Below are 24325 nucleotides of genomic sequence, written 5' to 3'. Positions count from 1 at the left end.
GCCCGGTTACATTCCGAACCCGGAAGCTAAGCCTTTCAGCGCCGATGGTACTGCAGGGGGGACCCTGTGGGAGAGTAGGACGCCGCCGAACAATCTTTCAAAGGACCCTTGGTCCAGCGTTCAACGCTGGACCAAGGGTCCTTTTTTGTTTTTCACCTCTTTACGCCGAAGCGCGGCCATGGGTTGGTTGCGCGAGAATGACTAGCGGTACCCCGAAGACAGGAGTCACACCCATGTCCAACTCTCCCGACGATCGTCCGGAGCGCGAGCCTCGGCGCAACGACGGCGGTGACAGGGGCGGCTACCGCGGGGGCCGTGACGACCGTGGTGGCGACCGTCCCCCGTTCCGTCGCGACGACCGCGGCGGCAGGCCGGCCGGCGGCGGTGGCGGTGGCTACCGTCGCGACGACCGTGGTGGCCGTCCCTCCGGCGGCGGTGGCGGTGGCGGTGGCTTCCGCCGTGACGACCGTGGCGGCGAGCGTCCCTCGTACCCGCGTCGTGACGACCGGGGTGGCGACCGTCCGAGCTTCCCGCGTCGTGACGACCGGGGCGGGGACCGTCCGTCCTACCCGCGTCGGGACGACGAGCGTGGTGGATACCGCGGTGGCCGCGACGACCGCGGTGGCGACCGTCCGAGCTTCCCGCGTCGCGACGACCGTGGCGGGGACCGTCCGTCCTACCCGCGTCGGGACGACCGGGGTGGCGACCGTCCCTCCTTCCGCCGTGACGACCGCGGTGAGCGTCCCTCGTACCCGCGTCGCGACGACCGTGGCGGGGACCGTCCCTCGTACCCGCGTCGGGACGACGACCGTGGTGGATACCGCGGTGGCCGCGACGACCGCGGCGGCGACCGTCCGTCCTACCCGCGCCGCGACGACCGCGGCGGCGACCGTCCGTCCTACCCGCGTCGGGACGACCGCGGTGGCGAGCGTCCCTCGTACCCGCGTCGGGACGACCGTGGCGGCGAGCGTCCCTCGTACCCGCGTCGGGACGACGACCGTGGTGGATACCGGGGCGGCCGCGACGACCGCGGCGGCGACCGTCCGTCCTACCCGCGTCGCGACGACCGCGGTGACCGGGGTGACCGCCCCTCGTACCCCCGGCGTGACGACCGGGGCGGCGACCGCGGCGGCTTCCGTGGCGGTCGTGACGACCGTGGTGGATACCGCGGTGGCCGCGACGACCGTGGCGGCGACCGCGGCTACCGTTCGGACCGCGACCGCGACCCGGTCAAGCGGCTGCCCATCGACGAGGACGTCACCGGCCTCGAAATCGACGCCGACGTGCGCCAGGAGCTGCTGAGCCTGCCCAAGGGCCTGGCCGAAGAAGTCTCCAAGAACCTGGTCATGGTCGCCCGACTGATCGACGAGGACCCCGAGCAGGCGTACGCGTACTCGCGCATCGCCCTGCGCCTGGCCTCCCGCGTCGCCGCCGTCCGTGAGGCCGCCGGCTTCGCCGCGTACGCCACGCAGAAGTACAGCGAGGCCCTCGCCGAGTTCCGTGCCGCCAAGCGCATGACCGGCTCCGTCGAGCTGTGGCCCGTCATGGCCGACTGCGAGCGCGGCCTCGGCCGTCCCGAGCGTGCGCTGGCCATGGCCGGCGAGCCCGAGGTGCAGAAGCTCGACAAGGCCGGCCAGGTCGAGATGCGGCTGGTCGCGGCCGGTGCCCGGCGGGACCAGGGGCAGCTCGAAGCCGCCATCGTGACCCTGCAGAGCCCCGAGCTGGCGTCCAACGCCGTGCAGCCGTGGACCGCGCGCCTGCGGTACGCCTACGCCGACGCCCTGCTGGCGGCTGGTCGTGAGGACGAGGCCCGCGAGTGGTTCGGCAAGGCCCTCGAAGCGGACAAGGACGGGGCCACCGACGCCTCCGACCGTCTCGCCGAGCTCGACGGCGTCGAGTTCGTCGACGCCGCGATCGACGCGGACGACGACGAGGACCAGGACGGCATCGAGAACCTCGTCGACGACCAGGGCGTCCAGGACGACCAGGACGAGCGCGAGGACGACGAGGACGACGACGAGGACGTGGACGCAGCGGAGATCGCCGCGGCCGAGCGCGCCACCGACGTCACCGAGTACTACGACGAGGACGACGAGGAGTACGAGCCGCTGGAGGAGTCCGCGGCCGACGCCGAGGTCCGGGGCGACAAGGCCTGAGCCGTGTCGAAGTGACGTCGAACTGAAGAAGAAGGGCGGTACCCCGGTCGGGGTGCCGCCCTTCTTCGTGTCCGAGGTGAGGTCCGCAGGCCGCAGCTCCGGAAGCGGTCAGCCCAGTCCACGCAGGACCAGGCCGGTGGCGGGCTTCGGTCCGAAGGACGTGGACTTCCGTGGCATGGTGACCCCCTGGCGGGCGAGGTCGCGTACGACCTCCTCGCGTACGGGGTGGAGCAGGACGGCGGTGCCCCCGTGGCGTTCGGCCATGGCCACCGTGGACGCGGCGTCGTGGATGTACGTGATCTGGTCGGGGGTGTCCGGGACGTGCCAGAGGACGTCGAGCAGCGTCGCGTGCAGGACGGTGGCGTCCAGCCGGCGCCAGGCTTCAGGGCGGTCGTGGCGGACCGTGCGGTCGAGGAGTGCCAGGTCGGGATCGGTGACCAGGTGGAAGGCGCCGTCGCCGGCGAGGAGGAAGGCGTTGCCGCGTTCCGCCGCGTCCGAGAGGGCGTCCAGGGCCAGCGGGAGCGGCCCGTCGACGGGGCGGACCCGGAAGTGGCCGGAGACGGCGGCCAGCGCGTCGGCGACCGGGAGGCGGCGCAGCATCCGGTGGATGGCGCGGACCTGGAGCGGGTAGCGGGCGGTGTCCACGAGGAGCACCAGGCCGAAGTCCCACGCGGTGGGGGAGCCGTGCTCCTCCTGGAGGCGCAGGTACGTCGCCCAGCGGTGGTGGCCGTCGGCGATGAGCGCCTGGCGGTGCCTGAGGTCCGCCGCGACCGTGGCGAGTTCCGCCGGGTCCGTGATGGCCCAGAGCCGGTGCTGGAAACCGTCCTCGGTGGTGGTCGACAGCAGGGGTGCGCGCTGGGCGGTCTGCTCGACGACCGCCGCCGCACCCGTGCCGGGGTCGTCGCCGCGGTAGGTGAGCAGGAGCGGTTCCAGGTTGGCGGAGGTGGCCCGCATCAGGCCCGCCCGGTCGGTCACCACGTCCGGCATGACGTCCTCGTGGGGGAGGACGATGCCCGCGTCGGCGGCGGAGAGGGCCAGGGCGCCGATGACGCCGCGCTGGAGCAGGCCCGCCCTGCGCTGCTCGTACACGTACAGCGCGGGCTCCGGGTCGGCGGACAGGATGCCCTCGGCGACCCAGTCCCGCAGGGTGCGGGCGGCCTGCTCGTTGCGTGCGGCCGGGGTTCCGGCCTGGGGGAGGATCAGGCGGACGATGTTGTGCGGGTCGGCGGATTCGAGGTGGTCGACTCCGTCGGGACGCACGACCACGTCGTACGGCGGCGAGGTGACGGCGGCCAGGCTGCCGACACGCTCGGGGACGTAGCGCAGGCCATGGAACGGGATCAGGCGCAGTCCGTGCTCCGCGGTGCCAGAAATGGTCATTGGTGCATGGTAAGTCGCGTCTCGCCATGCGGGATGATCGGGGCAGTAGGGAATCGGACAAGATCGATCACAGAGGGAGCGGCCAGAATGACCCGGCAGATCAGGACCAGTCCTGCGGCGTGTGACCAGAGTCTGCACCAGGCGTACGACACCGCTCTCCTGGACCTGGACGGCGTGGTGTACGCGGGCGGTCGGGCCATCGGCCACGCCGTGGAATCCCTCGCGGCGGCCCGCGCGGACGGCATGCACCTGGCGTACGTCACGAACAACGCGCTGCGGACCCCCGAGGCCGTCGCCGAGCACCTGGGCGAACTGGGCATCCCGACGGAGCCGGCCGAGGTGATCACCTCGGCGCAGGCGGTGGCCCGGCTGATCGCGGAGCAGGTGGAGCCGGGGTCCAAGGTGCTGGTGATCGGCGGGGAGGGGCTGCGGGTCGCGCTGCGCGAACGCGGGCTCCTGCCGGTCGAGTCCGCCGACGAGGCGGGGCTCGCGGCGGTCGCGCAGGGCTACGGCGGGCCGGACCTGGCGTGGGGCCGCTTCGCGGAGGCCGCGTACGCCATCAACCGGGGCGTGCCGTGGTACGCGTCGAACACCGACCTGACGATCCCCGGGGCGCGCGGCATTGCGCCGGGCAACGGGGCCGCGGTGGAGGTCGTACGGATCGCCACGGGCGCGGACCCGCAGGTGGCGGGCAAGCCGCTGCCCCCGATGCACCGGGAGACCGTGCTGCGGACCGGGGCGAAGCGGCCGCTGGTCGTCGGGGACCGGCTGGACACCGACATCGAGGGCGCCTTCAACGGCGAGGTGGACTCGCTGCTGGTGCTGACCGGGGTCACCGGCGCGGAGCAGCTGCTGCGGGCCGAGCCCCGGCACCGGCCGACCTACGTGGACCGGGACCTGCGCGGGCTGCTGTCCGGGCAGCCGGAGGTGGTGCCGGCCGCGGAGGGGTTCGGCTGCGGCGGCTGGACGGCGGTCGCGCTGAACAACGGCGTGCTCGAACTGCGCGAGGACGACGAGGACGACAGAGACGAGAGGGACGACGAGGACGACAACAGCGGGAGCGGGTCGGACCGGGACCCGCTGGACGGACTGCGGGCGCTGTGCGCGGCGGCCTGGACGGCCGCCGCGGAGGAAGCGTGCACGCTGGACTCGGCGAAGGCGCTGGCCAGGCTGGGCCTTTAGCAGGTGTCCGAAGGTCCGATCGAGGCAGAGGCTAGGCTAACCTAACCCGCGTGTTGGTTGAGAGTCCCCCCGAATCCGGACCGAGCGCGGCGCCCCCGCCCGACGCCGTCGCCCGCCCACGCCATGCCGCGCGTGCCGCCGGCCTGGCCGGCGCCCTCGTGGTGCTCGCCCTGGTCGCGGTGGTGAGTATCGCCGTGGGCGCCAAGGAGATGCCCCTGGAGGAGGTCTGGCACGGTCTCTTCCACTACTCGGGCACCACCTCGGACGTGGTCGTGCGGGACCTCCGGGTCCCGCGCACCCTCCTGGGGCTGATGGTCGGGCTCGGACTCGGGCTGTCCGGGGCGGTGATGCAGGCGCTGACCCGCAACCCGCTGGCCGAGCCCGGCATTCTCGGCGTCAACGCCGGCGCCGCGGCCGCCGTGGTCTCCGCGATCAGCTTCTTCGGCGCGAGCTCGCTGAGCGAGTTCGTGTGGTGGGCCTTCCTCGGCGCCGCCGTGGTCTCGGTCGTCGTGTACGTGCTCGGCGGCAGCCGCAGCGCCACACCGGTGCGCCTCGCGCTCGCCGGCACGGCGGCCAGCGCGGCCCTCGTCGGCTACATCAACGCCGTGCAGCTGATGGACAGCAAGGCGCTGGACAAGCTGCGCTTCTGGACGGTGGGCTCGCTGGCCTCGGCCAACATGGACACCGTCCGGCAGGTCGCCCCCTTCCTGCTGGTCGGCGCGGTGCTCGCGCTGTCGCTCGGCCGGCCGCTCAACGCGATGGCCATGGGGGACGACACGGCCAGGGCGCTGGGTGCGAACCTGACGCGGACGCGGGTCGGCGCGATGCTCGCCATCACCCTGCTCTGCGGTGCGGCGACCGCCGCCTGCGGGCCCATCGTCTTCATCGGCCTGATGATCCCGCACCTCGTACGGGTCTTCACCGGCCCGGACATGCGCTGGGTGCTCGCGTACTCGGCCGTCCTGTCGCCCGTCCTGCTGCTCGGCGCGGACGTCGTCGGCAGGGTCGTCACCCGGCCCGCCGAGCTGCAGGTCGGCATCGTCACCGCCCTCATCGGCGGCCCCGTCTTCATCTACCTCGTCCGGCGCAAGAGGATGGCCCAGCTGTGACCGTGACCGCCAAAGCACGTCCCGTGCGGCTCCCGGGCGGGGTGTCGCTGCGGATCGAGCGGCGCGCCCTGGCCGTCGGCGTCCTGCTCGTCCTCGCCGCGTCCGTCATGGCCGTCCTGCTCATCGGCACCGGCGACTTCGACATCGCGCCGTGGGACGTCGTACAGACCCTGCTCGGCAACGGCACCCCCGCCAACGACTTCATCGTCAACGACCTGCGGCTGCCCCGGGTGCTGGTCGCCCTGCTGGTCGGCGCGGCCCTCGGCATGGCCGGAGCCGTCTTCCAGTCGGTGACCCGCAATCCGCTCGGCTCGCCCGACCTGCTCGGCTTCTCCTACGGGTCCGCGGTCGGCGCCCTCGTCGTCATCATCCTGCTGAACGGCTCGGCGACCGAGGTGGCCGCCGGGGCGCTGATCGGCGGCCTGCTGGCCGGCGCCGCCGTCTACCTGCTGGCGTACAAGCGGGGGATCCACGGCTACCGGCTGGTCCTGGTGGGCATCGGCGCCTCCGCGATGCTGGTGGCCGTCATCCAGTACCTGATCACCAAGGCCCAGCTGGTGGAGGCCTCGCGGGCGATGGTCTGGCTGACCGGTTCGCTGGCCGGCCGGGACTGGGCGCAGGTGTGGCCGCTGATGGCGACCTGCGCGGTGCTGTTCCCGCTGGTGCTGGGGCAGAGCCGGGCCCTGCGGATGATCGAGATGGGCGACGACGCCGCGTACGCGGTGGGGGTGCGGGTGGAGCGCACCCGGCTGCTGCTGATGCTGGCCGCCATCCTGCTCACCACGGCGGCGAGCGCCGCGGCCGGGCCGATCAGCTTCGTCGCGCTGGCCGCGCCGCAGCTGGCGCGGCGGCTGACCCGCTCGCCCGGCGCCAACCTGCTGACCGGCGCCCTCATGGGCTCGGTGGTGCTGTTGCTCTCGGACTGGGCCTCGCAGCGGGCCTTCGGCGCGGACCAGCTGCCGGTGGGTGTGGTGACCGGGCTGGTCGGCGGTGTCTATCTGCTCTGGCTGCTCGTCACCGAGCGCAAGGCAGGACGTATATGAACCTCAGGAGTGCGCAAGTGCAGCGGTTGACCGCGGAGAACGTGACCCTCGGCTACGACCAGCGGGTCATCGCCGAGAACCTGTCGGTGGAGATCCCCGACAACTCCTTCACGGTGATCGTCGGCCCCAACGCCTGCGGCAAGTCCACGCTGCTGCGGGCCCTGTCGCGGATGCTGAAGCCGTCCGAGGGACGGGTGCTGCTGGACGGGCAGGCCATCGGGTCCATGCCTGCGAAGAAGGTCGCCAAGACCCTCGGCCTGCTCCCGCAGTCCTCGATCGCGCCCGACGGCATCACGGTGGCCGACCTCGTCTCGCGCGGCCGGTACCCGCACCAGGGTCTGCTGCGGCAGTGGTCGCCCGAGGACGAGCGGATCGTCAACGAGTCGATGGCCTCGACCGGGGTCGCGGAGCTCGCCGACCGGGCCGTGGACGAGCTGTCGGGCGGGCAGCGGCAGCGCGTGTGGATCGCGATGGCCCTGGCGCAGCAGACCCCGCTGCTGCTGCTCGACGAGCCGACGACGTACCTGGACATCCAGCACCAGATCGATGTGCTGGACCTGTGCGCCGAACTGCACGAGACCCAGGGGCGCACCCTCGTCGCCGTGCTGCACGACCTCAACCACGCCGCCCGCTACGCCACGCACCTGATCGCGATGCGGGGCGGCAAGGTCATCGCCGAGGGGCCGCCGCAGGAGGTGGTCACCGCGGAGCTCGTGGAGAAGGTGTTCGGGCTGCGCTGCCAGGTCATCGACGACCCGGAGACGGGGACGCCGCTGGTGATCCCGGCGGCACGGCGCTCCCGCGCACAGGTCCAGGTCCAGGCCGCCGAATCCGGCTAGGGGGTGCCCGGACGACCCGGGCCCGGCCATGATCCGCCGGACACCCCCTAGGGTCTGTATCGAGTTGCCCCGTGGAGCAAGGAGCGGCGTTCGGTGCGTGCGCTCGGCGTGCGGGACGGATGTCCTCGTAGCGGAGCTACTAGGACATCCGTCCCGCACGCCGAGGGTGCGTGCCGGGCGTCGCGACGCCGCGGGGCAACTCGATACAGACCCTAGTGCCGTGGCCGCAGAGGTGTGCCGGGTCGCGGTGTTCGGTGCGGTGCACCTCAAGGCGGAGGGCCGCCGTTCGTACGTACGGGGCGTACGGGCGTGGTCCGACAACGCGGTGAGGTGCCGTGCCGGGCGCCGCGACCCGGTGAACCTTGGCGGTCACATCACTGGAGCAGGCTCTTCAGCCGCAGCAGGTCGCGGAAGCCGGCCTCCAGCCTGATCCGGCCGGAGGCCCAGGCCTTCGCGAACTTCAGCTCGCCCGCGACCAGCGCGACCAGGTCGTCGCCGGTCATCGCGAGGCGGATCTCGGCCTTCTGGGCCGGCGGGCCCGGAGCGACCGCGTCCACCCGGATCCGGCCTCCGTCGAGGCGGCCCGTGAACGTCTGGTCCAGGTCCGTGATGTGGCAGCTGAGGGAGCGGTCGAACGCGGCCGCGCCGCGCACGCCGGCCTCGGCCCGCGCGAGGTTGCCGGAGAGTTCGTCGAGTGCTTCACGGCACTCCTGGATCGTAGCCATCGTGATCACGACCGTACCGCAGAGCCGCGCGTGGCCGCGGGGGCGCTTCGAGGTAGCGTCGTGGCATGACCGACGAAGCAGCCGAGACCCGGGCGGAGGCCCGGAACGAGTCCGGGTCCGCCGAGTCCCTCGCGTCCCAGGCCGAAGCCGAGGCCGGACCCGGAGCCGAGGCGGGGGCCGCCGACGGGCCCGCCGGGCCCGTGCCGCTGGGCGTCGTACGCACCCCCACCGGCCACGCCGGCGTGGACGCGCACCTGGCGCGGCTGGCGGACGCGGACCACCTCGGGGCGGACGGACACCTTGAGGTGTACGAGGATGTGCACCGGGGGCTGCGTGAGACGCTGACGGCGCTGGACGCACCGCCCGTCCCCGGACCGTACGAAAACAGGAGCTGAACCGAACGTGGCAGGAGTGGCACGCCGCCGCCTGGACGCCGAACTGGTACGCCGCAGCATGGCCCGCTCGCGCGAGCACGCCGCGCAGCTGATCGCCGCGGGCCGGGTGACCGTGGGCGGCACCACCGCGACCAAGGCCGCCACCCAGGTCGAGACCAGTGCGGCCCTCGTGGTCCTCAAGGACGACGCCGACCCCGACTACGTCTCCCGCGGCGGGCACAAGCTCGCGGGCGCCCTCGCGGCCTTCCAGCCCCAGGGGCTGCGGGTCGAGGGCCGCCGGGCGCTGGACGCGGGCGCCTCCACCGGCGGCTTCACCGACGTACTGCTGCGCGCGGGCGTGGCCCACGTCATGGCGGTCGACGTCGGCTACGGGCAGCTCGCCTGGTCGCTGCAGAGCGACGACCGGGTGACCGTGAAGGACCGCACGAACGTGCGGGAGCTGACGGTCGAGCAGATCGACGGCGTCCCGGTGGACCTCGTCGTCGGCGACCTGTCCTTCATCTCCATCGGCCTGGTGCTGCCCGCGCTGGTGAGGTGCACGGCGCCGGACGCCGATCTGGTGCTGATGGTCAAGCCGCAGTTCGAGGTGGGCAAGGACCGGCTGGGCAGCGGCGGCGTCGTGCGCAGCCCGGAGCTGCGGGCGGAGGCCGTGCGCGAGGTCGCGGCCCAGGCCGCGCGCCTGGGACTGGGGGTCCTCGGAGTGACCGCCAGTCCGCTGCCGGGGCCGTCCGGGAACGTGGAGTACTTTCTGTGGCTGAGGGCGGGGGCACCGGCGCTCGACCCGGCGGATGTTGACCGTGCAGTGGCGGAGGGGCCGCAGTGACAGATTCTTCGGGGGAACGGACCGTATTCCTGCTCGCGCACACCGGGCGGCCTGCGGCCATCCGCAGCGCCGAGCTGGTCGTCAAGGGACTGCTGCGCTGCGGGCTGGGCGTACGGGTCTTCGACCACGAGGCGGTGGACCTGCCGCTGCCGCCGGAGGTGGAGCTCGTCACCGAGTCCACGCCGGGGGTGCTCGACGGGTGCGAGCTGCTGGTGGTGCTGGGCGGTGACGGCACCCTGCTGCGGGGCGCCGAGTTCGCGCGCGCCTCGGGCGTGCCGATGCTCGGCGTCAACCTGGGCCGGGTCGGCTTCCTCGCCGAGGCCGAGCGTGACGACCTGGACAAGGTCGTGGACCGGGTCGTATCGCGCTCGTACGAGGTCGAGGAGCGGATGACCCTCGACGTGATCGTGCGCACGAACGGCGACGTCGTCCACCGGGACTGGGCGCTGAACGAGGCCGCGGTCCAGAAGGTGTCCCCGGAGCGGATGCTGGAGGTGGTCCTGGAGATCGACGGACGCCCCGTGACCGGCTTCGGCTGTGACGGCATCGTCTGCGCGACTCCGACGGGCTCGACGGCCTACGCCTTCTCCGCGGGCGGGCCGGTGGTCTGGCCGGAGGTGGAGGCGCTGCTGATGGTGCCGATCAGTGCGCACGCGCTGTTCGCGAAGCCGCTGGTGACCTCGCCGAACTCGGTGCTGGCGGTGGAGGTGCAGAACGGCACCCCGCACGGAGTGCTGTGGTGCGACGGCCGGCGCATGCTGGAGCTGCCGGCCGGGGCCCGTGTGGAGGTCCGGCGCGGTGCGGTGCCCGTGCGGCTCGCCAGGCTGCACCACGCGTCCTTCACGGACCGGCTCGTCGCGAAGTTCGCGCTGCCGGTGTCGGGCTGGCGCGGCGCGCCCCACTGAGGGACGTACCTCACCGAAGGACCCGGCCGGCGGCGGGCGTCCACGGGACCTCGCCGCCAGCAAGCCCGGCTGCGGTCAACGGTGTTGCTGCTCCCGGCCCGCCGCGACAGCACTAATAGCACATGCGTTCGGAAAACTCGGGGCGGGTGACGTCACATGGCACCGGGGAAACCTCGGTATCGTCGTCCCGTGCTTGAGGAGATGCGGATACGGTCGCTCGGGGTCATCGACGACGCGGTGGTCGAGCTGTCGCCCGGTTTCACCGCGGTGACCGGCGAGACCGGCGCGGGCAAGACGATGGTCGTCACCAGCCTCGGGCTGCTGCTCGGCGGTCGCGCCGACCCGGCCCTGGTGCGGATCGGGGCCAAGGCGGCGGTGGTCGAGGGCCGCATCGTCATGCGCCCGGACGCCCCTGCCGCGGTACGCGCCGAGGAGGCCGGAGCCGAGCTCGACGACGGCGCCCTGCTGATCAGCCGGACCGTGTCCGCCGAGGGGCGTTCGCGCGCCCACGTCGGCGGCCGCTCCGTACCCGTCGGGCTGCTCGGCGAACTCGCCGACGACCTGGTCGCCGTACACGGACAGACCGACCAGCAGGGCCTGCTCCGGCCGGCCCGGCAGCGGCAGGCGCTCGACCGGTACGCCGGGGACGCCGTCGCCGTCCCGCTGGAGAAGTACGGCTCGGCCTACCGCAGGCTCCGCGCGGTCGCCGTGGAGCTCGACGAGATCACCACCCGGGCCCGGGAGCGGGCCCAGGAGGCGGATCTGCTCCGCTTCGGGCTGGACGAGATCGCGGCCGTGGAGCCGGTGGCCGGCGAGGACGCCGAGCTGGCGGCCGAGGCGGAGCGGCTCGGGCACGCCGAAGCACTGGCCTCGGCGGCCCAGGCGGCGCACGCCGCGCTCGCGGGCAACCCCGAGGACCCCGAGGCCATCGACGCGAACATGCTCGTCGCCGGAGCCCACCGGGCACTGGAATCCGTACGGTCCCACGACCCGGCTCTCGGCGCGCTCGCCGAGCGGATCGGGGAACTGGGCATCCTGCTCTCCGATGTCGCCGGGGAACTGGCGGGCTACGCCGACGACCTCGACGCCGATCCGCTGCGGCTGGCCGCGGTGGAGGAGCGCCGGGCCGCTCTCACCCAGCTGACCCGCAAGTACGGCTCCGAGGGCACCGTGGACGCCGTGCTGGAGTGGGCCGAACAGGGCGCCGCCCGGCTGCTGGAACTGGACGGCGACGACGAGCGGATCACCGAGCTGACCGCGGAGCGGGACGGGCTGCGGGCCGAACTGTCGCTGCTGGCACAGGCGCTGACCGACGCACGGGTGGAGGCGGCGACGCGCTTCGCCTCCGCGGTGACGCAGGAGCTGGCGTCGCTGGCGATGCCGCACGCCCGGGTGACCATCGACATCCGGCAGACCGAGGACCCCGAAGGAGTGGACGTGGACGGCCGCCCGGTCGCCTACGGACCCTCCGGCACCGACGAGGTCGAACTGCTGCTCGCCCCGCACCCGGGAGCCCAGCCGCGGCCGATCGCCAAGGGCGCCTCCGGCGGTGAGCTCTCCCGGGTGATGCTCGCGGTGGAGGTCGTCTTCGCGGGCACCGACCCGGTGCCCACCTACCTCTTCGACGAGGTCGACGCGGGCGTCGGCGGCAAGGCCGCGGTCGAGATCGGCCGGCGCCTGGCGAAGCTCGCCCGGTCGGCGCAGGTCGTCGTCGTCACCCACCTGCCGCAGGTCGCGGCCTTCGCCGACCGGCAGCTGCTGGTGGAGAAGACCAACGACGGCTCGGTCACCCGCAGCGGCGTCACCGTCCTGGAGGGCGAGGACCGCATCCGCGAGCTCTCGCGCATGCTCGCCGGGCACGAGGACTCCGTCTCCGCGCGGGCGCACGCCGAGGAACTGCTGGCGGCGGCGCGCGCCGACGCGTGAACCCGCACACCGTTCGGAGGGCCCGGAACGCATGACGTTCCGGGCCCTCCGCTTGTCCGCGAACGACCGGTTCGGACCTGAAACAGACCGATCGGCACGTCACTCTTCGGATTCCACTTAAGCCGCGTGGGTGAGGCTGGGGGGTGTCCGGCCGTATCTCGCACAGGATCCGCACCCATATGGTCCCGGAACGCGCGTACGGACTGGCATCCTTGGCGAAGTCTCTGACTCCCCTCACCCTGGAGCTTCGGCCCGTGAGCAGCTCCCCGGTCTCCACCTCCGTCGCGGCACAGCCCTACGGGCGCCAGCCGCTGCGCACCGTCCACGTGCTCGGCGGCGGCGCGGGCGCGGGCAGTTGCGCGCACGTCCGATCGCTCGCCACCGGGCTCGCCGCGCGCGGGGTGCGGGTCACCGTGTGCGCGCCCGTCCAGGCGGAGGGGGAGTACGACTTCACCGGCGCCGGGGCGGAGTTCGCGCCCGACGCCGTGAGCGTGCTGCGGGCGGCGTGCGCCGGCGCGGACGTCGTGCACGCGCACGGCGTGCGGGCCGGGTTGCGGGCCGCGCTGGCCATACGCGGGCGGCGGGTGCCGCTGGTGGTGAGCTGGCACGGCGACGGCCCGACGGCGCCCGGCGCGCTCGGGCGGCTGAGCCGGATACTGGAACGGCGCGTGGCGCGGGCCGCCGCGGTGGTCCTCGGAGCCTCCTCGGACCTCGTGGACCTCGCGCGGCAGCGGGGCGCCAGGGACGCGCGGCTGGCTCCCGTGGCGGTCCCCGCCGCCCCGGAGGGGGCGTCGGACCCGGGCAAGCTGCGGGCGGAACTCGGCGTCGTCGAACGGCCGTTGCTCATCGCGGTCGGCAGCCTGGCGGCGCACCGCGGGTACTCGGTCCTCCTCGACGCGGCGCGGGAGTGGCGGGCCCTGGAGCCCGTACCGCTGCTGGTGATCGCGGGAGAGGGGCCGCTACGGGCCGAACTGGCCCGGCGGATCGCAGCGGAGGGGCTCCCGGTCCGGCTGCTCGGACGCCGCCGGGATACGGCGCAGCTGCTGGCGGCGGCGGACCTGGCGGTGCTGCCGAGCCGTTGGGAGGCGCAGGCACTGCCGGCGCAGGAGGCGCTGCGGGCGGGCGTGCCGCTGGTCGCCACGGCGGTGGGCGGTGTGCCGGAGCTGGTGGGGGAGGGCGCGGTGCTCGTCCCGCCGGGGGAGGCGCACGCCCTCGCCTCGGCCGTGGCGGGCCTCCTGGCCGATCCGGCCCGCCGGGCCGACCTGGCCGCCGCGGGGCGCCTACAGGCCGCGACGTGGCCCTCCGAGGACGACACGGTGGCCCAGGTCCTGTCCGTCTACGACGAACTGACGGAACGCCACCGCTAGGGCCTGTATCGAGTTGCCCCGTCGCGGCGTCCGGCACGCACTCCCGCCGCACCGGCCGAAAGCCACGTACGTCCCGTACGAGCGCTTCCGGCCGGCACGCCGAGAGCACGCACCGAACGCCGCTCCTGACGGGCAGCAGTCCCCGGGCCACAGCCCTGCTCCCCCAGCCCTTCAGGCGCGGGTCCGGGCGGAGCCCGGGGAACGGTGGAAGGGCGGGGAGGGGGACAAGCCCCGCAGGGCCACCCCGCCGCTTCCGGGCGCGCCACCGCTACGGGGCTCCGCCCCGCGCCCCGCGCCTCACATGCCGGCGGGGCTGGATGGGCGGGGCTACCCCGCGCTGGGCGAGGGCGGGGTCGCCCGCGGGATCGACGGACGGAGTCCGGCGCAGCGGGCCGAAGCCCGCGAGGGGCGCGTCAGGAAGGGCTGGCGTGGCGGCGGGCGCGGAGAGCCAGGCTCAGGGAGAGGACCGTCTCCGGGTCGTCCAGGTCCGTGCCCAGCAGCTCCGAGATGCGCGCCAGCCGGTTGTAGAGGGTCTGCCGGTTCAGGTGGAGTTCACGGGCCGTCTCCGCCTTGCGCCCCGCATGGGCCAGATACGTCTCCAGCGTCGGCAGCAGCGGCGGCCGCGACGTCGCGTCGTGCGCCCGCAGCGGACCGATCGCCCGGTCCACGAAGGCCGCCAGGTCGGGGTGTTCGCGCAGCCGCCACAGCAGCAGGTCGATGTCGAGGCGGCGGGCGTCGTACCAGGGGCGGGCCGGCAGGCCGTGGGCCGCCGTCGCCGTCTCCGCCGCGTGCCGCAGACCCGCCGAGGCGGCCGCCCAGCCGCCCGCGACGCCGACGACGACGGCCGGCGGGGCGGTGGCCCGGTCCAGGCCGGCCCGTTCGACACCGGCCCGCAGCGCCGCCGCGACCCGGTCGGCGACCGCCGTGCGTTCGGACTCCGCCCGCAGCGACACCAGCAGCGGCACCCGGCCCTCGACCGGGCGGACGCCCAGCAGGACCGGGACCCCGACGGACGACAGCTCCTCCAGGACCGCCCGGGCCAGAACGGCCCAGTTGCCGGACGGGCCGAGGTCCGAGAGCCGCATGACCACCGGCAGCAGCGGCCCGGCGCCCGGCTTGAAGCCCAGCACACGGGCCTGCGCCGGCGCGTCCTCCGCCGAGATGCGGCCCTCCGCGAGGTCCGTGAGGAAGTCGCCGCGGCCGCGCGCCGCCAGCTCCTCCTCCTGCCGCGCCTGCATGAGGACCACGGCCAGCACGCCGGCCGTACGCTCCGCCGCCATCCGGTGCACCGGGAGCAGCGGGCCGGAGACCCCGACCAGGACCACCCGGGCCCGTACCGAGCCCGTGCCGTGGCCGCCGCCCGGTACGTCGACCACCACCGTGTTCGCGGACGGTTCGGCCTCGCGCTGGCCGCGCAGCCCCTCCCACACCTGGAGCGGGTCCGCGCCCGGGTCCCCGGCCGAGCTGGCCGCCGCGTACAGCAACTGCCCGTCCGGGGTCTCCAGGAAGACCGGGTTCCGCGTGAAGTCGGCGAGGATGCGCAGCACCTGCGGGATGCCCCCGCCGCCCAACAGGGCCTCCGTACAGCGCCGGTGGACCTCCTCGGCCCGCTGGAGCAGGGCGTAGTGGCCGTTGACGATCTCGGTGTGGACCTCTTCGGTGACCGTGACGAAGGGGACCTCCCGGTGGAGCTGGACCAGGGGCAGTCCCGCCGCGCGCGCCGTCTCCACGAGCGTCGCGGGCAGCCGGGTGAAGCGCGGTCCCAGCTCGACGACCAGCGCGGCGATGCCCCGGTCCGCGAGGCGGTGTACGAAGGCCCGCTGCTCGGCGGGGCGGGTGCCCAGGCCCAGCCCCGTGGTCAGCAGCAGCTCGCCGCCCTTGAGCAGGGAGGCGATGTTCGGCACCTCGCCCGCGTGCACCCAGCGGACGGTGCGGCCCAGGCGGTCGGCGCACGCCACGACCTCCGGCAGGCCGCTGCGCAGCCCCGGAAGCTCCAGCGCCCGCTGAACCGTGATCCCGCCCTGGTCGTCCATGTCGCGGGACGCTACCAGGGGTCAGGCCGGCCGGATGTTGTGGTTGAAGCGGAAGACGTTGTCCGGGTCGTACTGCCGCTTCAGGGCGCCCAGCCGCTGCATGTTCTCGCTGCCCAGCCCGGAGACCACCCGGTCCGTGCCCTCGTTCCCGGTGAAGTTCAGGTAGACCGCTCCGGTGCTCCAGGGCTCGGAGTCGGACCGGACGTCCTTGACCCACTGCCGGCACCTCTCGTCGTCCGCCGGGTCCTCCCACACCCCGAACGGGTGTACCGCCCAGGGCGCGCCGCGGTACGGCACCGGATAGTCGTCCGGGCCGGAGGCGATGGCTCCGCCCTGCGGGAAGACCAGGTGCTGGGTGCCGGTCGGGACCGGCATCGACTCCGCGCGGGCGCAGAAGACGTCGACGAACTCGTCGGGCAGGCCGGTGAGGTACTCCGCCGACCAGTAGTTCCGCATGCCCGGCGGGTCGTCGATCATGCACTGGAGGTCGGCGTACGGGATGGCGGTGACGATCTCGGACTCGTGGGGGATCGCCAGCAGCGGCTGCGCCAGCCTGCGCATCTCCTCCTCCGGGCCCGCGTAGGTCAGCAGGACCCCGGCCAGGAGCCGGCCGACCAGGTGCGGCGGCACGAACTCCTCGGGCGGCCCGGTGATGTAGAGGGCGGCGCCGGACGCCTCCGGCGGCGCGGCCTCGATCAGGTCCCGGTAGGCGCGGACCGCTTCGGGCCCGCGCTCGGGCAGGTACAGCACGAACGCGATCGACATGTGCGGCAGTTCGTGCAGACGCAGCGTCAGCGAGGTGGCGACGCCGAAGTTCCCGCCGCCACCGTGCAGCCCCCAGAACAGCTCGGGGTGGTCCTCAGCGGTCGCGTGGACCAGCTCGCCCTCGGCGGTGACCAGGTCCACGCCCAGCAGGTTGTCGACGGCCAGGCCGAACTTCCGGTCCAGCCAGCCGGTGCCGCCGCCCAGGACGAAGCCGCCGACCCCGGTGGTGGAGGCCCGGCCGCCGGTGGTCGCGAGATCGTACGGCTGGCAGGCGCGGTCCAGGTGGCTCATCGTGGCGCCGCCCCCGACGTACGCGGCACCGGCCGCCGGGTGGACGGTCACCTCGTGCATCCGCCGCAGGTCCACCACGAGGCCGCCGTCGTTGAGGGCCATGCCGGCGACGCTGTGCCCGCCGCCGCGCACGGCGATGTGCAGGTCCAGCTCCCTCGCGAAGCGGACGGCGGTGACCACGTCCTCCGCGCTCTCGCACTGGGCGATCACGGCGGGCCTGCGGTCGATCATCGCGTTGAAGACGGTCCGGGCCTCGTCGTAGCCCGGATCCTCCGGCGCGAACACCTCGCCGGACAGATCCTCGCGGAGCGCGGTCAGGGCCGCGCCCGCCTTCGAGAGGGGAGCCATGGCTGCCCCCTTCCAACGGACGGAGGGCATAAGACCCTTCCAGCCTAGGCCCGGAGGATCACCGTGGCGCGGTGAGCACCGCGCCCCGCCGTCCCGCCGAGCGCCTCAGCCGCCGTACGCCCCGCTCGCGGTCAGCCGCAGCGCCGTGTCGATCAGCGGAACGTGGCTGAAGGCCTGCGGGAAGTTCCCCACCTGCCGCTGGAGCCGCGGATCCCACTCCTCAGCCAGCAGGCCCAGGTCGTTGCGCAGCGCCAGCAGCCGCTCGAACAGCCGCCGCGCCTCGTCCACCCGGCCGATCATCGCCAGGTCGTCCGCCATCCAGAACGAGCAGGCGAGGAAGGCCCCCTCGTCGCCCTCCAGGCCGTCCACACCGGCCTCCTCGCCCGCCGTCGGGTAGCGCAGGATGAAACCGTCGGGCGTGGACAGCTCGCGCTGGATCGCCTCGATGGTGCCGATGACCCGCTTGTCGTCCGGCGGCAGGAAGCCCATCTGCGGAATCAGCAGCAGGGAGGCGTCCAGCTCCTTCGACCCGTACGACTGGGTGAAGGTGTTGCGCTCCTTGTCGTAGCCCTTCTCGCACACGTCCTGGTGGATCTCGTCGCGCAGTTCCCGCCAGCGTTCCAGCGGGCCGTCCGCGTCCCCGCTCTCGATCAGCTTGATCGTGCGGTCCACGGCCACCCAGGCCATCACCTTGGAGTGCACGAAGTGCCGGCGCGGGCCGCGCACCTCCCAGATGCCCTCGTCCGGTTCGGACCAGTGCGTCTCCAGGTAGCGGATCAGCTTGAGCTGGAGGAGGGAGGCGTAGTCGCTGCGGGCCAGGCCCGTCATGTGGCCCAGGTGCAGGGCCTCGGTGACCTCGCCGTACACGTCCAGCTGGAGCTGGCCGGCGGCGCCGTTGCCGACGCGCACCGGGCGCGAGCCCTCGTAGCCGGGCAGCCAGTCCAGCTCGGTCTCGCCGAGCTCCCGTTCGCCCGCGATCCCGTACATGATCTGCAGGTTCTCCGGGTCGCCGGCCACGGCGCGCAGCAGCCACTCGCGCCAGGCGCGGGCCTCCTCGCGGTAGCCGGTGCGCAGCAGCGAGGAGAGGGTGATGGCCGCGTCCCGCAGCCAGGTGTAGCGGTAGTCCCAGTTGCGGACCCCGCCGATCTCCTCCGGCAGGGACGTGGTCGGCGCGGCGACGATCCCGCCGGTGGGGCCGTACGTGAGGGCCTTGAGGGTGATCAGGGAGCGGACCACGGCCTCCCGGTAGGGCCCGTGGTACGTGCACTGCTCGACCCACTCGCGCCAGAAGTCGGCGGTCGACTCCAGGGCCGCCTCGGCGTCCGGGGCCTCGGGCGCGCCACGGTGCGAGGGCTGCCAGCTGATGCTGAAGGCGATCCGGTCGCCGGGCCCGACGGTGAAGTCGGAGTACGTCGTCAGGTCCTTGCCGTACGTCTGCGCGTCGGTGTCCAGCCAGACCGAGTCGGGGCCGGCGACGGCGACGGTACGCCCGTCGACCTTGTGCACCCACGGCACCACCCGGCCGTAGCTGAAGCGCATCCGCAGGGTGGAGCGCATGGGGACGCGCCCGCTGACGCCCTCCACGATGCGGATCAGCTGCGGCGCGTGGTGCTCACGCGGCGGCATGAAGTCGATGACGCGGACGTTGCCCCGGGGCGTGTCCCACTCGGACTCCAGCACCAGCGAATCGCCGCGGTAGCGGCGGCGGGTGGCACGCGGGGCCTCGGAGCCGGCCGGGAACGCCGGCCCGATCCGCCAGAACCCGTGATCCTCGGTGCCGAGAATGCTCGCGAACACGGCATGGGAGTCGAAGCGGGGCAGGCACAGCCAGTCCACCGCCCCGTCCCGGCAGACCAGTGCCGCGGTCTGCATGTCCCCGATCAGTGCGTAATCCTCGATGCGCCCGGACACGTGCATCTCCAGTCGAACGGCCACGTCCGCCCCGAAGGGCGCTTGCATTGCGCGTTTGCGCGGTCTCCTGTGTGCAGGTATCGCCGCGTGAGCCCATGATTCCGTATATCGGCTCGGTTAGGCCGTCTGACGGACTGCCCGGCGGTGATGTGTGCAATATCCGAGCAGGATATGACGGCACCCTAGTGATCTTCTCCAGGCCGCGGGGAATGCCGTTCGGCCGAACGGGTGAACGGCGGGTTCCGTGCCCCGGCGCACTTCGGCGCTCTGCTACGAGCCGTTGACGGGGCGTGGCCGGAGGCGGACCGGCGCGGGCGCTGATAGGCTGGTACCCCGTGGACCGGTGGTCTGCCTGTGCGAATCAGGGGCCCCGAAACCGCAGCTTCGGCGCCCCCTGAGACCCTTCCGGATCGACGGTGGCCGGCGCCGGACGCACCTCACCTCGCGACCACGGGAGCCCCCTCTTGGCGACGCCGCCCGCTGCTTTTCGAAACAGCACAGCCATGACGACCAAGCACATCTTCGTCACCGGAGGTGTCGCTTCCTCCCTCGGCAAGGGCCTGACGGCCTCCAGCCTGGGGGCGCTCCTGAAGGCGCGCGGGCTGCGGGTCACGATGCAGAAGCTCGACCCGTACCTCAACGTCGACCCGGGCACGATGAACCCGTTCCAGCACGGCGAGGTGTTCGTCACCAACGACGGCGCCGAGACCGACCTGGACATCGGCCACTACGAGCGCTTCCTCGACGTCGACCTCGACGGCTCGGCCAACGTCACCACCGGCCAGGTCTACAGCACGGTCATCGCCAAGGAGCGGCGCGGCGAGTACCTCGGTGACACCGTGCAGGTCATCCCGCACATCACCAACGAGATCAAGCACCGCATCCGCCGCATGGCGACCGAGGACGTCGACGTCGTCATCACCGAGGTCGGCGGCACCGTCGGCGACATCGAGTCCCTGCCCTTCCTGGAGACCGTCCGCCAGATCCGCCACGAGGTCGGCCGCGACAACGTCTTCGTCGTGCACATCTCGCTGCTGCCCTACATCGGCCCCTCCGGCGAGCTGAAGACCAAGCCGACCCAGCACTCCGTGGCCGCCCTGCGCAACATCGGCATCCAGCCCGACGCCATCGTGCTGCGCGCCGACCGCGACGTCCCCACCTCGATCAAGCGCAAGATCTCGCTGATGTGCGACGTGGACGAGGCGGCCGTGGTCGCGGCCATCGACGCGAAGTCGATCTACGACATCCCCAAGGTCCTGCACACCGAGGGCCTGGACGCCTACGTCGTGCGCAAGCTCGACCTGCCCTTCCGGGACGTCGACTGGACCGTCTGGGAGGACCTCCTGGACCGGGTCCACCACCCCGACCACGAGGTCAAGGTCGCGCTCGTCGGCAAGTACATCGACCTGCCCGACGCCTACCTGTCGGTGACCGAGGCGCTGCGCGCCGGCGGCTTCGCCAACAAGGCCCGCGTCCAGATCAAGTGGGTCACCTCCGACGACTGCAAGACCCCGGCCGGCGCCGCGGCCCAGCTGTCCGACGTGGACGCGATCTGCGTGCCCGGCGGCTTCGGCGACCGCGGTGTCAACGGCAAGGTCGGCGCGATCACCTACGCCCGTGAGAACAAGATCCCGCTGCTCGGCCTCTGCCTGGGCCTGCAGTGCGTGGTCATCGAGGCCGCGCGCAACCTCGCGGGCATCGAGGACGCCAACTCCACCGAGTTCGACGCTTCCACCGCGCACCCGGTCATCTCGACCATGGAGGAGCAGCTGGCCTTCGTCGAGGGCGCGGGCGACCTGGGCGGCACCATGCGCCTGGGCCTGTACCCGGCGAAGCTCGCCGAGGGCTCCATCGTGCGCGAGGTCTACGGCGACCAGGCGTACGTCGAAGAGCGCCACCGCCACCGCTACGAGGTCAACAACGCCTACCGCGGCGAGCTGGAGAAGAAGGCGGGCCTCGTCTTCTCCGGCACCTCCCCGGACAACAAGCTCGTCGAGTACGTCGAGTACCCGCGCGAGGTCCACCCCTACCTGGTGGCCACGCAGGCCCACCCGGAGCTGCGCTCGCGCCCGACGCGCCCGCACCCGCTGTTCGCGGGTCTGGTCAAGGCGGCCGTGGAGCGGCAGCAGTCCGCGAAGTGAGCGCCTGACCGCATAACGTAGACGGCCGGGGTACGGAAGATCCGTATCCCGGCTGTCGCGCGTTGTGGAGGGCTTCGGGGCATGAACATCAAGGACACGTCGGAATCCTGGGAGACGCTGTCGAGCCGGCGGCCGTTCCAGGGCGCGAAGACGGCGGTGGACTCCGACGAGGTCCGGATGCCGGACGGCTCCACGGCCCGCCGCGACTACCAGGTGCACCCCGGCTCCGTGTGCGTGCTCGCGCTGGACGAGGAGGGGCGGGTGCTGGTCCTCAGCCAGTACCGCCACCCGGTGCGCCGGCGGCTGTGGGAGCTGCCGGCCGGGCTGCTGGACGTCCCCGGCGAGAACCCGCTGCTCGGTGCGCAGCGCGAGCTCTACGAGGAGGCGCACGCCAAGGCGGACGACTGGCGGGTGCTCGTCGACTTCTACGCCTCCCCGGGCGGGTCGGACGAGGCGATCCGGGTCTTCCTCGCACGGGGCGTCTCGGAGGCGGACGGCGAACGGTACGCCGAGACCGGCTCGGAGGAGGCGGACATGGAGGTGGCATGGGTGCCGCTGGCCGAGCTGGTACGGGGAGTCCTGGCGGGCGAACTCGGCAACCCCGGGCTGGTCACGGGCGTGCTCGCGCTCTCCGCGGCCCTGGCGGCCGGAGACGGCGTCGACTCGCTGCGCCCGGCGCTCGCCCCCTGGCCGGCCCGCCCGTACGAGGCATAGCCGCGGGTGGGAGGGAGCCCGCCCGCTGCGGGGAAAAAGCCGACCATCCGCTGATCCGATTGGGGGATTTACCCGCCGCGCTCCACACGGACCGTCGCTCTGCGTGAACTACGCTCGCCATCCGAAGGCAGGGAGAGGAGCGGATCCGTGACGGATTTCGTCGGGCGGCGGCGTGAGCTCAAGGAGCTGCGCGAGGACATCGCGCGGACCGGGCTCGACACCCTCTCGGGCCGCAAGGCCAAGGCTCCCCGGGCGCGGGTGCTGCTCGTCGCCGGACGCCCGGGATCGGGCCGGACCGCCCTCGCCGAGACGTTCGTCCGCGAGGTCGCCGACCAGTACCCCGACGGCGTGCTGCGCACCCGGCTCACCGCCCCCGGCGGGCAGACCGTCGCGACCGAGCGGGTCCTGCGCGGTCTGCTCGCGGCACTGGGACGGCCCACCCCGCCCGGCGCCGGCGAGGAGGAGCTCAGCTCCGTCCTGCGCACCGCCCTCCAGGACCGGCGGGCGATCGTCCTGATCGACGACGCGGCCGATCCGCACCAGGTCGACGCCCTGCTCCCGGACACCCCCGACTGCCTGGTCGTGGTCACCGCCGAGGGCCCGCTCACCGGCATCCCCGACGTGCGCCCCTGCACCCTCGGCGGGCTGGACACCGTCTCCGCCGTCGGGATGCTCGCCCGCCGCATCGGCGACACCCGCGTCACCGCCGACCCGCGGGCCGCGGAAACCCTCGCCGAGGCCTGCGGAGGCCAGCCCGCCGCCCTCGAACTCGTCGGCGGCTGGCTCGCGGCCCGCCCCAAGGCCGCCGTCGCCGACGTGGCCAAGCAGCTCCACGACATGCCCGCCGGCGCCGGCGGGCCGCTCGGCCGTGCCTTCCGGCTCGTCTACGACGCCCTGTCGCAGCCCGCCCAGCGCACCCTGCGCCTGCTGCCGCTGGCCCCCGCCGGCCTCGTCGACTCGCACACCGCCTCCGCGCTGGCCGGCTGCTCCGTGGCCGCCGCCCAGTCCACGCTCGACGACTTTGCCGGGCTGGGACTGGTCCGGCACGCCCCCGACGGCCTGTTCCTGCTGCCCGGCTGCCTCGCGCCGATGCTCCAGGCCCTGCTGGAGACCAAGGAGCGCCCCGCCGAGGTCCAGCTGGCCCGCGCCCGGATGCTGGAGCGGACCGTTCGGCTGCTGCACTCCTGCCGGGCCATGGCGGCCGCCGAGGGCGACGAGCTCGACACCGACCTCCAGGAGCTGATGGACGGCCTGCCGCGTGCTCTGAGGTTCCCCGACCGGCGGGCCGCCGCCCTCTGGCTGGACACCCGGCTGCCGGCCCTCTCCGCAGCCGCCTCCCTGGCGGTGGCCGACGGCGAGCTGGACACCCTGGCCCGCCGCCTCGTCGCGGCCCTGGTACGGGCCCTCGCGGACCACCGGGGCACGGCCGAGGCCGCCCCCGAGCTCTACGGGCTGCACCGCCTGGTCCTCGGCGTGGCCGAGCGCCGCGGCCTGCACCGGGAGCAGGCCGCCGCACTGCTGAACCTGGCCGACCTGGACGCGGAGACCGGCCGCACCCAGGAGGCCCTGGAGCGCTACCGGGCCGCGCTGGACGCAGGGAGGGCCGCGGGCGACCCGTACGCGACGGGCCGCGCGATGGAATCCGTAGGCGGCGCCTACCAGGAGCTGGGGGACTGGCATCGGGCCGCCGACTGGTTCGGCCGGGCGCTCGCCCAGGCCCTCTCGCGGGGGGAGCGGGCCGACGAGGCCCGGCTGTACGGACGGCTCGGCAACGTCCACACGTACGCGGGCCGGTACGGGGACGCGCTGCGCAGCTGGCGGGCGGCCGCCGCGGGCTACCGGAAACTGGCCGATGTCCCGGGGCAGGCCAAGGCGTTGAGCGAGATGGCACGGGTCCAGGAGTACGCCGGCCGGCCCGAGGAATCCCTGCACACCTGCCGCGAGGCGGTGGAGCTGGCGCGCAGGGCCGGCGACCAGCGGCTTCAGGCCGCGCTGCAGGTCCGGCTGGCCGACACGCTGGACCGTCTCGGGGACCCCGCGGCCGCGCGCCTGCACCGCTCCGCAGCAGACAGATTGCTGGGAGACGACCCCGCAGCCTGCGAAATCCGCAGTGGATCCGACTGAGATTATTCGTTTGCAAGGCTAGACAGCGACTCATCCTTCATTAAACTGGGTTCACCACGTCATCCTGTGGTGCATCCCGTTGCGCACTCTTGTGGGCGGGTATGTATGGAAGTGCCCCGTTATTTCCCCCTGAGTCAAGGACCGTGAT

General features: G+C 73.3%; 19 protein-coding genes and 1 rRNA gene. 15 read left to right on the top strand and 5 right to left on the bottom strand.

The genetic code is table 11. The features are described from left to right. The 3 genes from rrf to ACFWFZ_RS31175 form a co-directional block, all read left to right on the top strand. Window positions 1–91 (top strand): 5S ribosomal RNA (gene rrf / locus ACFWFZ_RS31185); the annotation flags it as partial. Between the two features lie 224 nt (window positions 92–315). Next, entirely contained in the window at window positions 316–1302 is a 987-nt protein-coding gene (locus ACFWFZ_RS31180; protein WP_387126782.1) for a hypothetical protein, read from the top strand. After that, window positions 1284–2156 carry a hypothetical protein gene (locus tag ACFWFZ_RS31175; RefSeq protein ID WP_387126780.1) on the top strand — a complete coding sequence of 291 codons (873 nt, stop codon included), beginning with the start codon at window positions 1284–1286 and terminating at the stop codon, window positions 2154–2156. The genes ACFWFZ_RS31180 and ACFWFZ_RS31175 overlap by 19 nt, the downstream gene beginning before the upstream one ends. Before the next feature lie 108 nt (window positions 2157–2264). Here the strand turns inward: ACFWFZ_RS31175 and ACFWFZ_RS31170 are convergent, their stop codons facing one another. After that, window positions 2265–3536 (bottom strand): DUF1015 family protein, encoded by a 1272-nt coding sequence (locus tag ACFWFZ_RS31170; RefSeq protein WP_387126778.1) that lies wholly within the window; start codon window positions 3534–3536, stop codon window positions 2265–2267. An 87-nt stretch (window positions 3537–3623) separates the two neighbouring features. Between ACFWFZ_RS31170 and ACFWFZ_RS31165 the strand changes: the two genes are divergently transcribed. Genes ACFWFZ_RS31165 through ACFWFZ_RS31150 form a run of 4 tightly spaced genes read left to right on the top strand, consistent with a single transcriptional unit; the run spans window position 3624 to window position 7709 of the window. Next, window positions 3624–4718 carry an HAD-IIA family hydrolase gene (locus ACFWFZ_RS31165; RefSeq protein WP_387126776.1) on the top strand — a complete coding sequence of 365 codons (1095 nt, stop codon included), beginning with the start codon at window positions 3624–3626 and terminating at the stop codon, window positions 4716–4718. Between the two features lie 50 nt (window positions 4719–4768). After that, the gene (locus ACFWFZ_RS31160) at window positions 4769–5827 is read left to right on the top strand and encodes a FecCD family ABC transporter permease (protein WP_387126774.1); all 1059 of its coding nucleotides are present in this window, start codon (window positions 4769–4771) and stop codon (window positions 5825–5827) included. 2 nt (window positions 5828–5829) lie between these two features. Further along, window positions 5830–6870, top strand: a complete 1041-nt coding sequence (locus ACFWFZ_RS31155) for a FecCD family ABC transporter permease (protein ID WP_387126792.1) — start codon at window positions 5830–5832, stop codon at window positions 6868–6870. Between the two features lie 17 nt (window positions 6871–6887). Next, window positions 6888–7709, top strand: a complete 822-nt coding sequence (locus ACFWFZ_RS31150; protein ID WP_387126772.1) for an ABC transporter ATP-binding protein — start codon at window positions 6888–6890, stop codon at window positions 7707–7709. Between the two features lie 374 nt (window positions 7710–8083). Here the strand turns inward: ACFWFZ_RS31150 and ACFWFZ_RS31145 are convergent, their stop codons facing one another. Continuing rightward, window positions 8084–8434, bottom strand: coding sequence for an SCP2 sterol-binding domain-containing protein (locus ACFWFZ_RS31145; protein ID WP_387126770.1), 351 nt, complete (start codon window positions 8432–8434; stop codon window positions 8084–8086). A gap of 65 nt (window positions 8435–8499) precedes the next feature. On the opposite strand from ACFWFZ_RS31145, the gene ACFWFZ_RS31140 reads away from it, so the two are divergent. The 5 genes from ACFWFZ_RS31140 to ACFWFZ_RS31120 all read left to right on the top strand — a co-directional run bounded on the left by ACFWFZ_RS31140 (window position 8500) and on the right by ACFWFZ_RS31120 (window position 13850). Beyond that, window positions 8500–8829 (top strand): hypothetical protein, encoded by a 330-nt coding sequence (locus ACFWFZ_RS31140; protein ID WP_387126768.1) that lies wholly within the window; start codon window positions 8500–8502, stop codon window positions 8827–8829. 7 nt (window positions 8830–8836) lie between these two features. Next, window positions 8837–9652: a TlyA family RNA methyltransferase gene (locus tag ACFWFZ_RS31135; RefSeq protein WP_387126766.1), complete on the top strand. Its 816-nt coding sequence runs from the start codon at window positions 8837–8839 to the stop codon at window positions 9650–9652. Beyond that, window positions 9649–10557: an NAD kinase gene (locus tag ACFWFZ_RS31130; protein WP_387126764.1), complete on the top strand. Its 909-nt coding sequence runs from the start codon at window positions 9649–9651 to the stop codon at window positions 10555–10557. Before ACFWFZ_RS31135 ends, ACFWFZ_RS31130 begins: the two co-directional genes overlap by 4 nt. A gap of 201 nt (window positions 10558–10758) precedes the next feature. Then, window positions 10759–12483, top strand: coding sequence for a DNA repair protein RecN (recN, locus tag ACFWFZ_RS31125; protein WP_387126790.1), 1725 nt, complete (start codon window positions 10759–10761; stop codon window positions 12481–12483). A gap of 254 nt (window positions 12484–12737) precedes the next feature. Next, the gene (locus ACFWFZ_RS31120) at window positions 12738–13850 is read left to right on the top strand and encodes a glycosyltransferase family 4 protein (protein WP_387126762.1); all 1113 of its coding nucleotides are present in this window, start codon (window positions 12738–12740) and stop codon (window positions 13848–13850) included. A gap of 413 nt (window positions 13851–14263) precedes the next feature. Here the strand turns inward: ACFWFZ_RS31120 and ACFWFZ_RS31115 are convergent, their stop codons facing one another. The 3 genes from ACFWFZ_RS31115 to ACFWFZ_RS31105 all read right to left on the bottom strand — a co-directional run bounded on the left by ACFWFZ_RS31115 (window position 14264) and on the right by ACFWFZ_RS31105 (window position 19204). After that, window positions 14264–15883 carry a PucR family transcriptional regulator gene (locus tag ACFWFZ_RS31115; RefSeq protein WP_387126760.1) on the bottom strand — a complete coding sequence of 540 codons (1620 nt, stop codon included), beginning with the start codon at window positions 15881–15883 and terminating at the stop codon, window positions 14264–14266. 21 nt (window positions 15884–15904) lie between these two features. Then, entirely contained in the window at window positions 15905–17287 is a 1383-nt protein-coding gene (locus ACFWFZ_RS31110; protein ID WP_387126758.1) for an FAD-binding protein, read from the bottom strand. A gap of 105 nt (window positions 17288–17392) precedes the next feature. Beyond that, entirely contained in the window at window positions 17393–19204 is a 1812-nt protein-coding gene (locus ACFWFZ_RS31105) for a glycoside hydrolase family 15 protein (RefSeq protein ID WP_387126788.1), read from the bottom strand. A gap of 497 nt (window positions 19205–19701) precedes the next feature. On the opposite strand from ACFWFZ_RS31105, the gene ACFWFZ_RS31100 reads away from it, so the two are divergent. From ACFWFZ_RS31100 to ACFWFZ_RS31090, 3 genes are all read left to right on the top strand, one after another. Then, window positions 19702–21339 (top strand): CTP synthase, encoded by a 1638-nt coding sequence (locus tag ACFWFZ_RS31100; protein ID WP_387126756.1) that lies wholly within the window; start codon window positions 19702–19704, stop codon window positions 21337–21339. Between the two features lie 81 nt (window positions 21340–21420). Then, window positions 21421–22053: an NUDIX domain-containing protein gene (locus ACFWFZ_RS31095; protein WP_387126754.1), complete on the top strand. Its 633-nt coding sequence runs from the start codon at window positions 21421–21423 to the stop codon at window positions 22051–22053. Window positions 22054–22200: 147 nt separating this feature from the next. Further along, window positions 22201–24177: a tetratricopeptide repeat protein gene (locus ACFWFZ_RS31090; RefSeq protein WP_387126752.1), complete on the top strand. Its 1977-nt coding sequence runs from the start codon at window positions 22201–22203 to the stop codon at window positions 24175–24177. The last annotated feature ends 148 nt before the right edge of the window (window positions 24178–24325 follow it).

It is taken from the genome of Streptomyces sp. NPDC060232, from assembly GCF_042726555.1.
In the GTDB taxonomy this organism is placed as follows: domain Bacteria; phylum Actinomycetota; class Actinomycetes; order Streptomycetales; family Streptomycetaceae; genus Streptomyces.
This window is presented reverse-complemented; position numbering and strand designations above follow the sequence as displayed.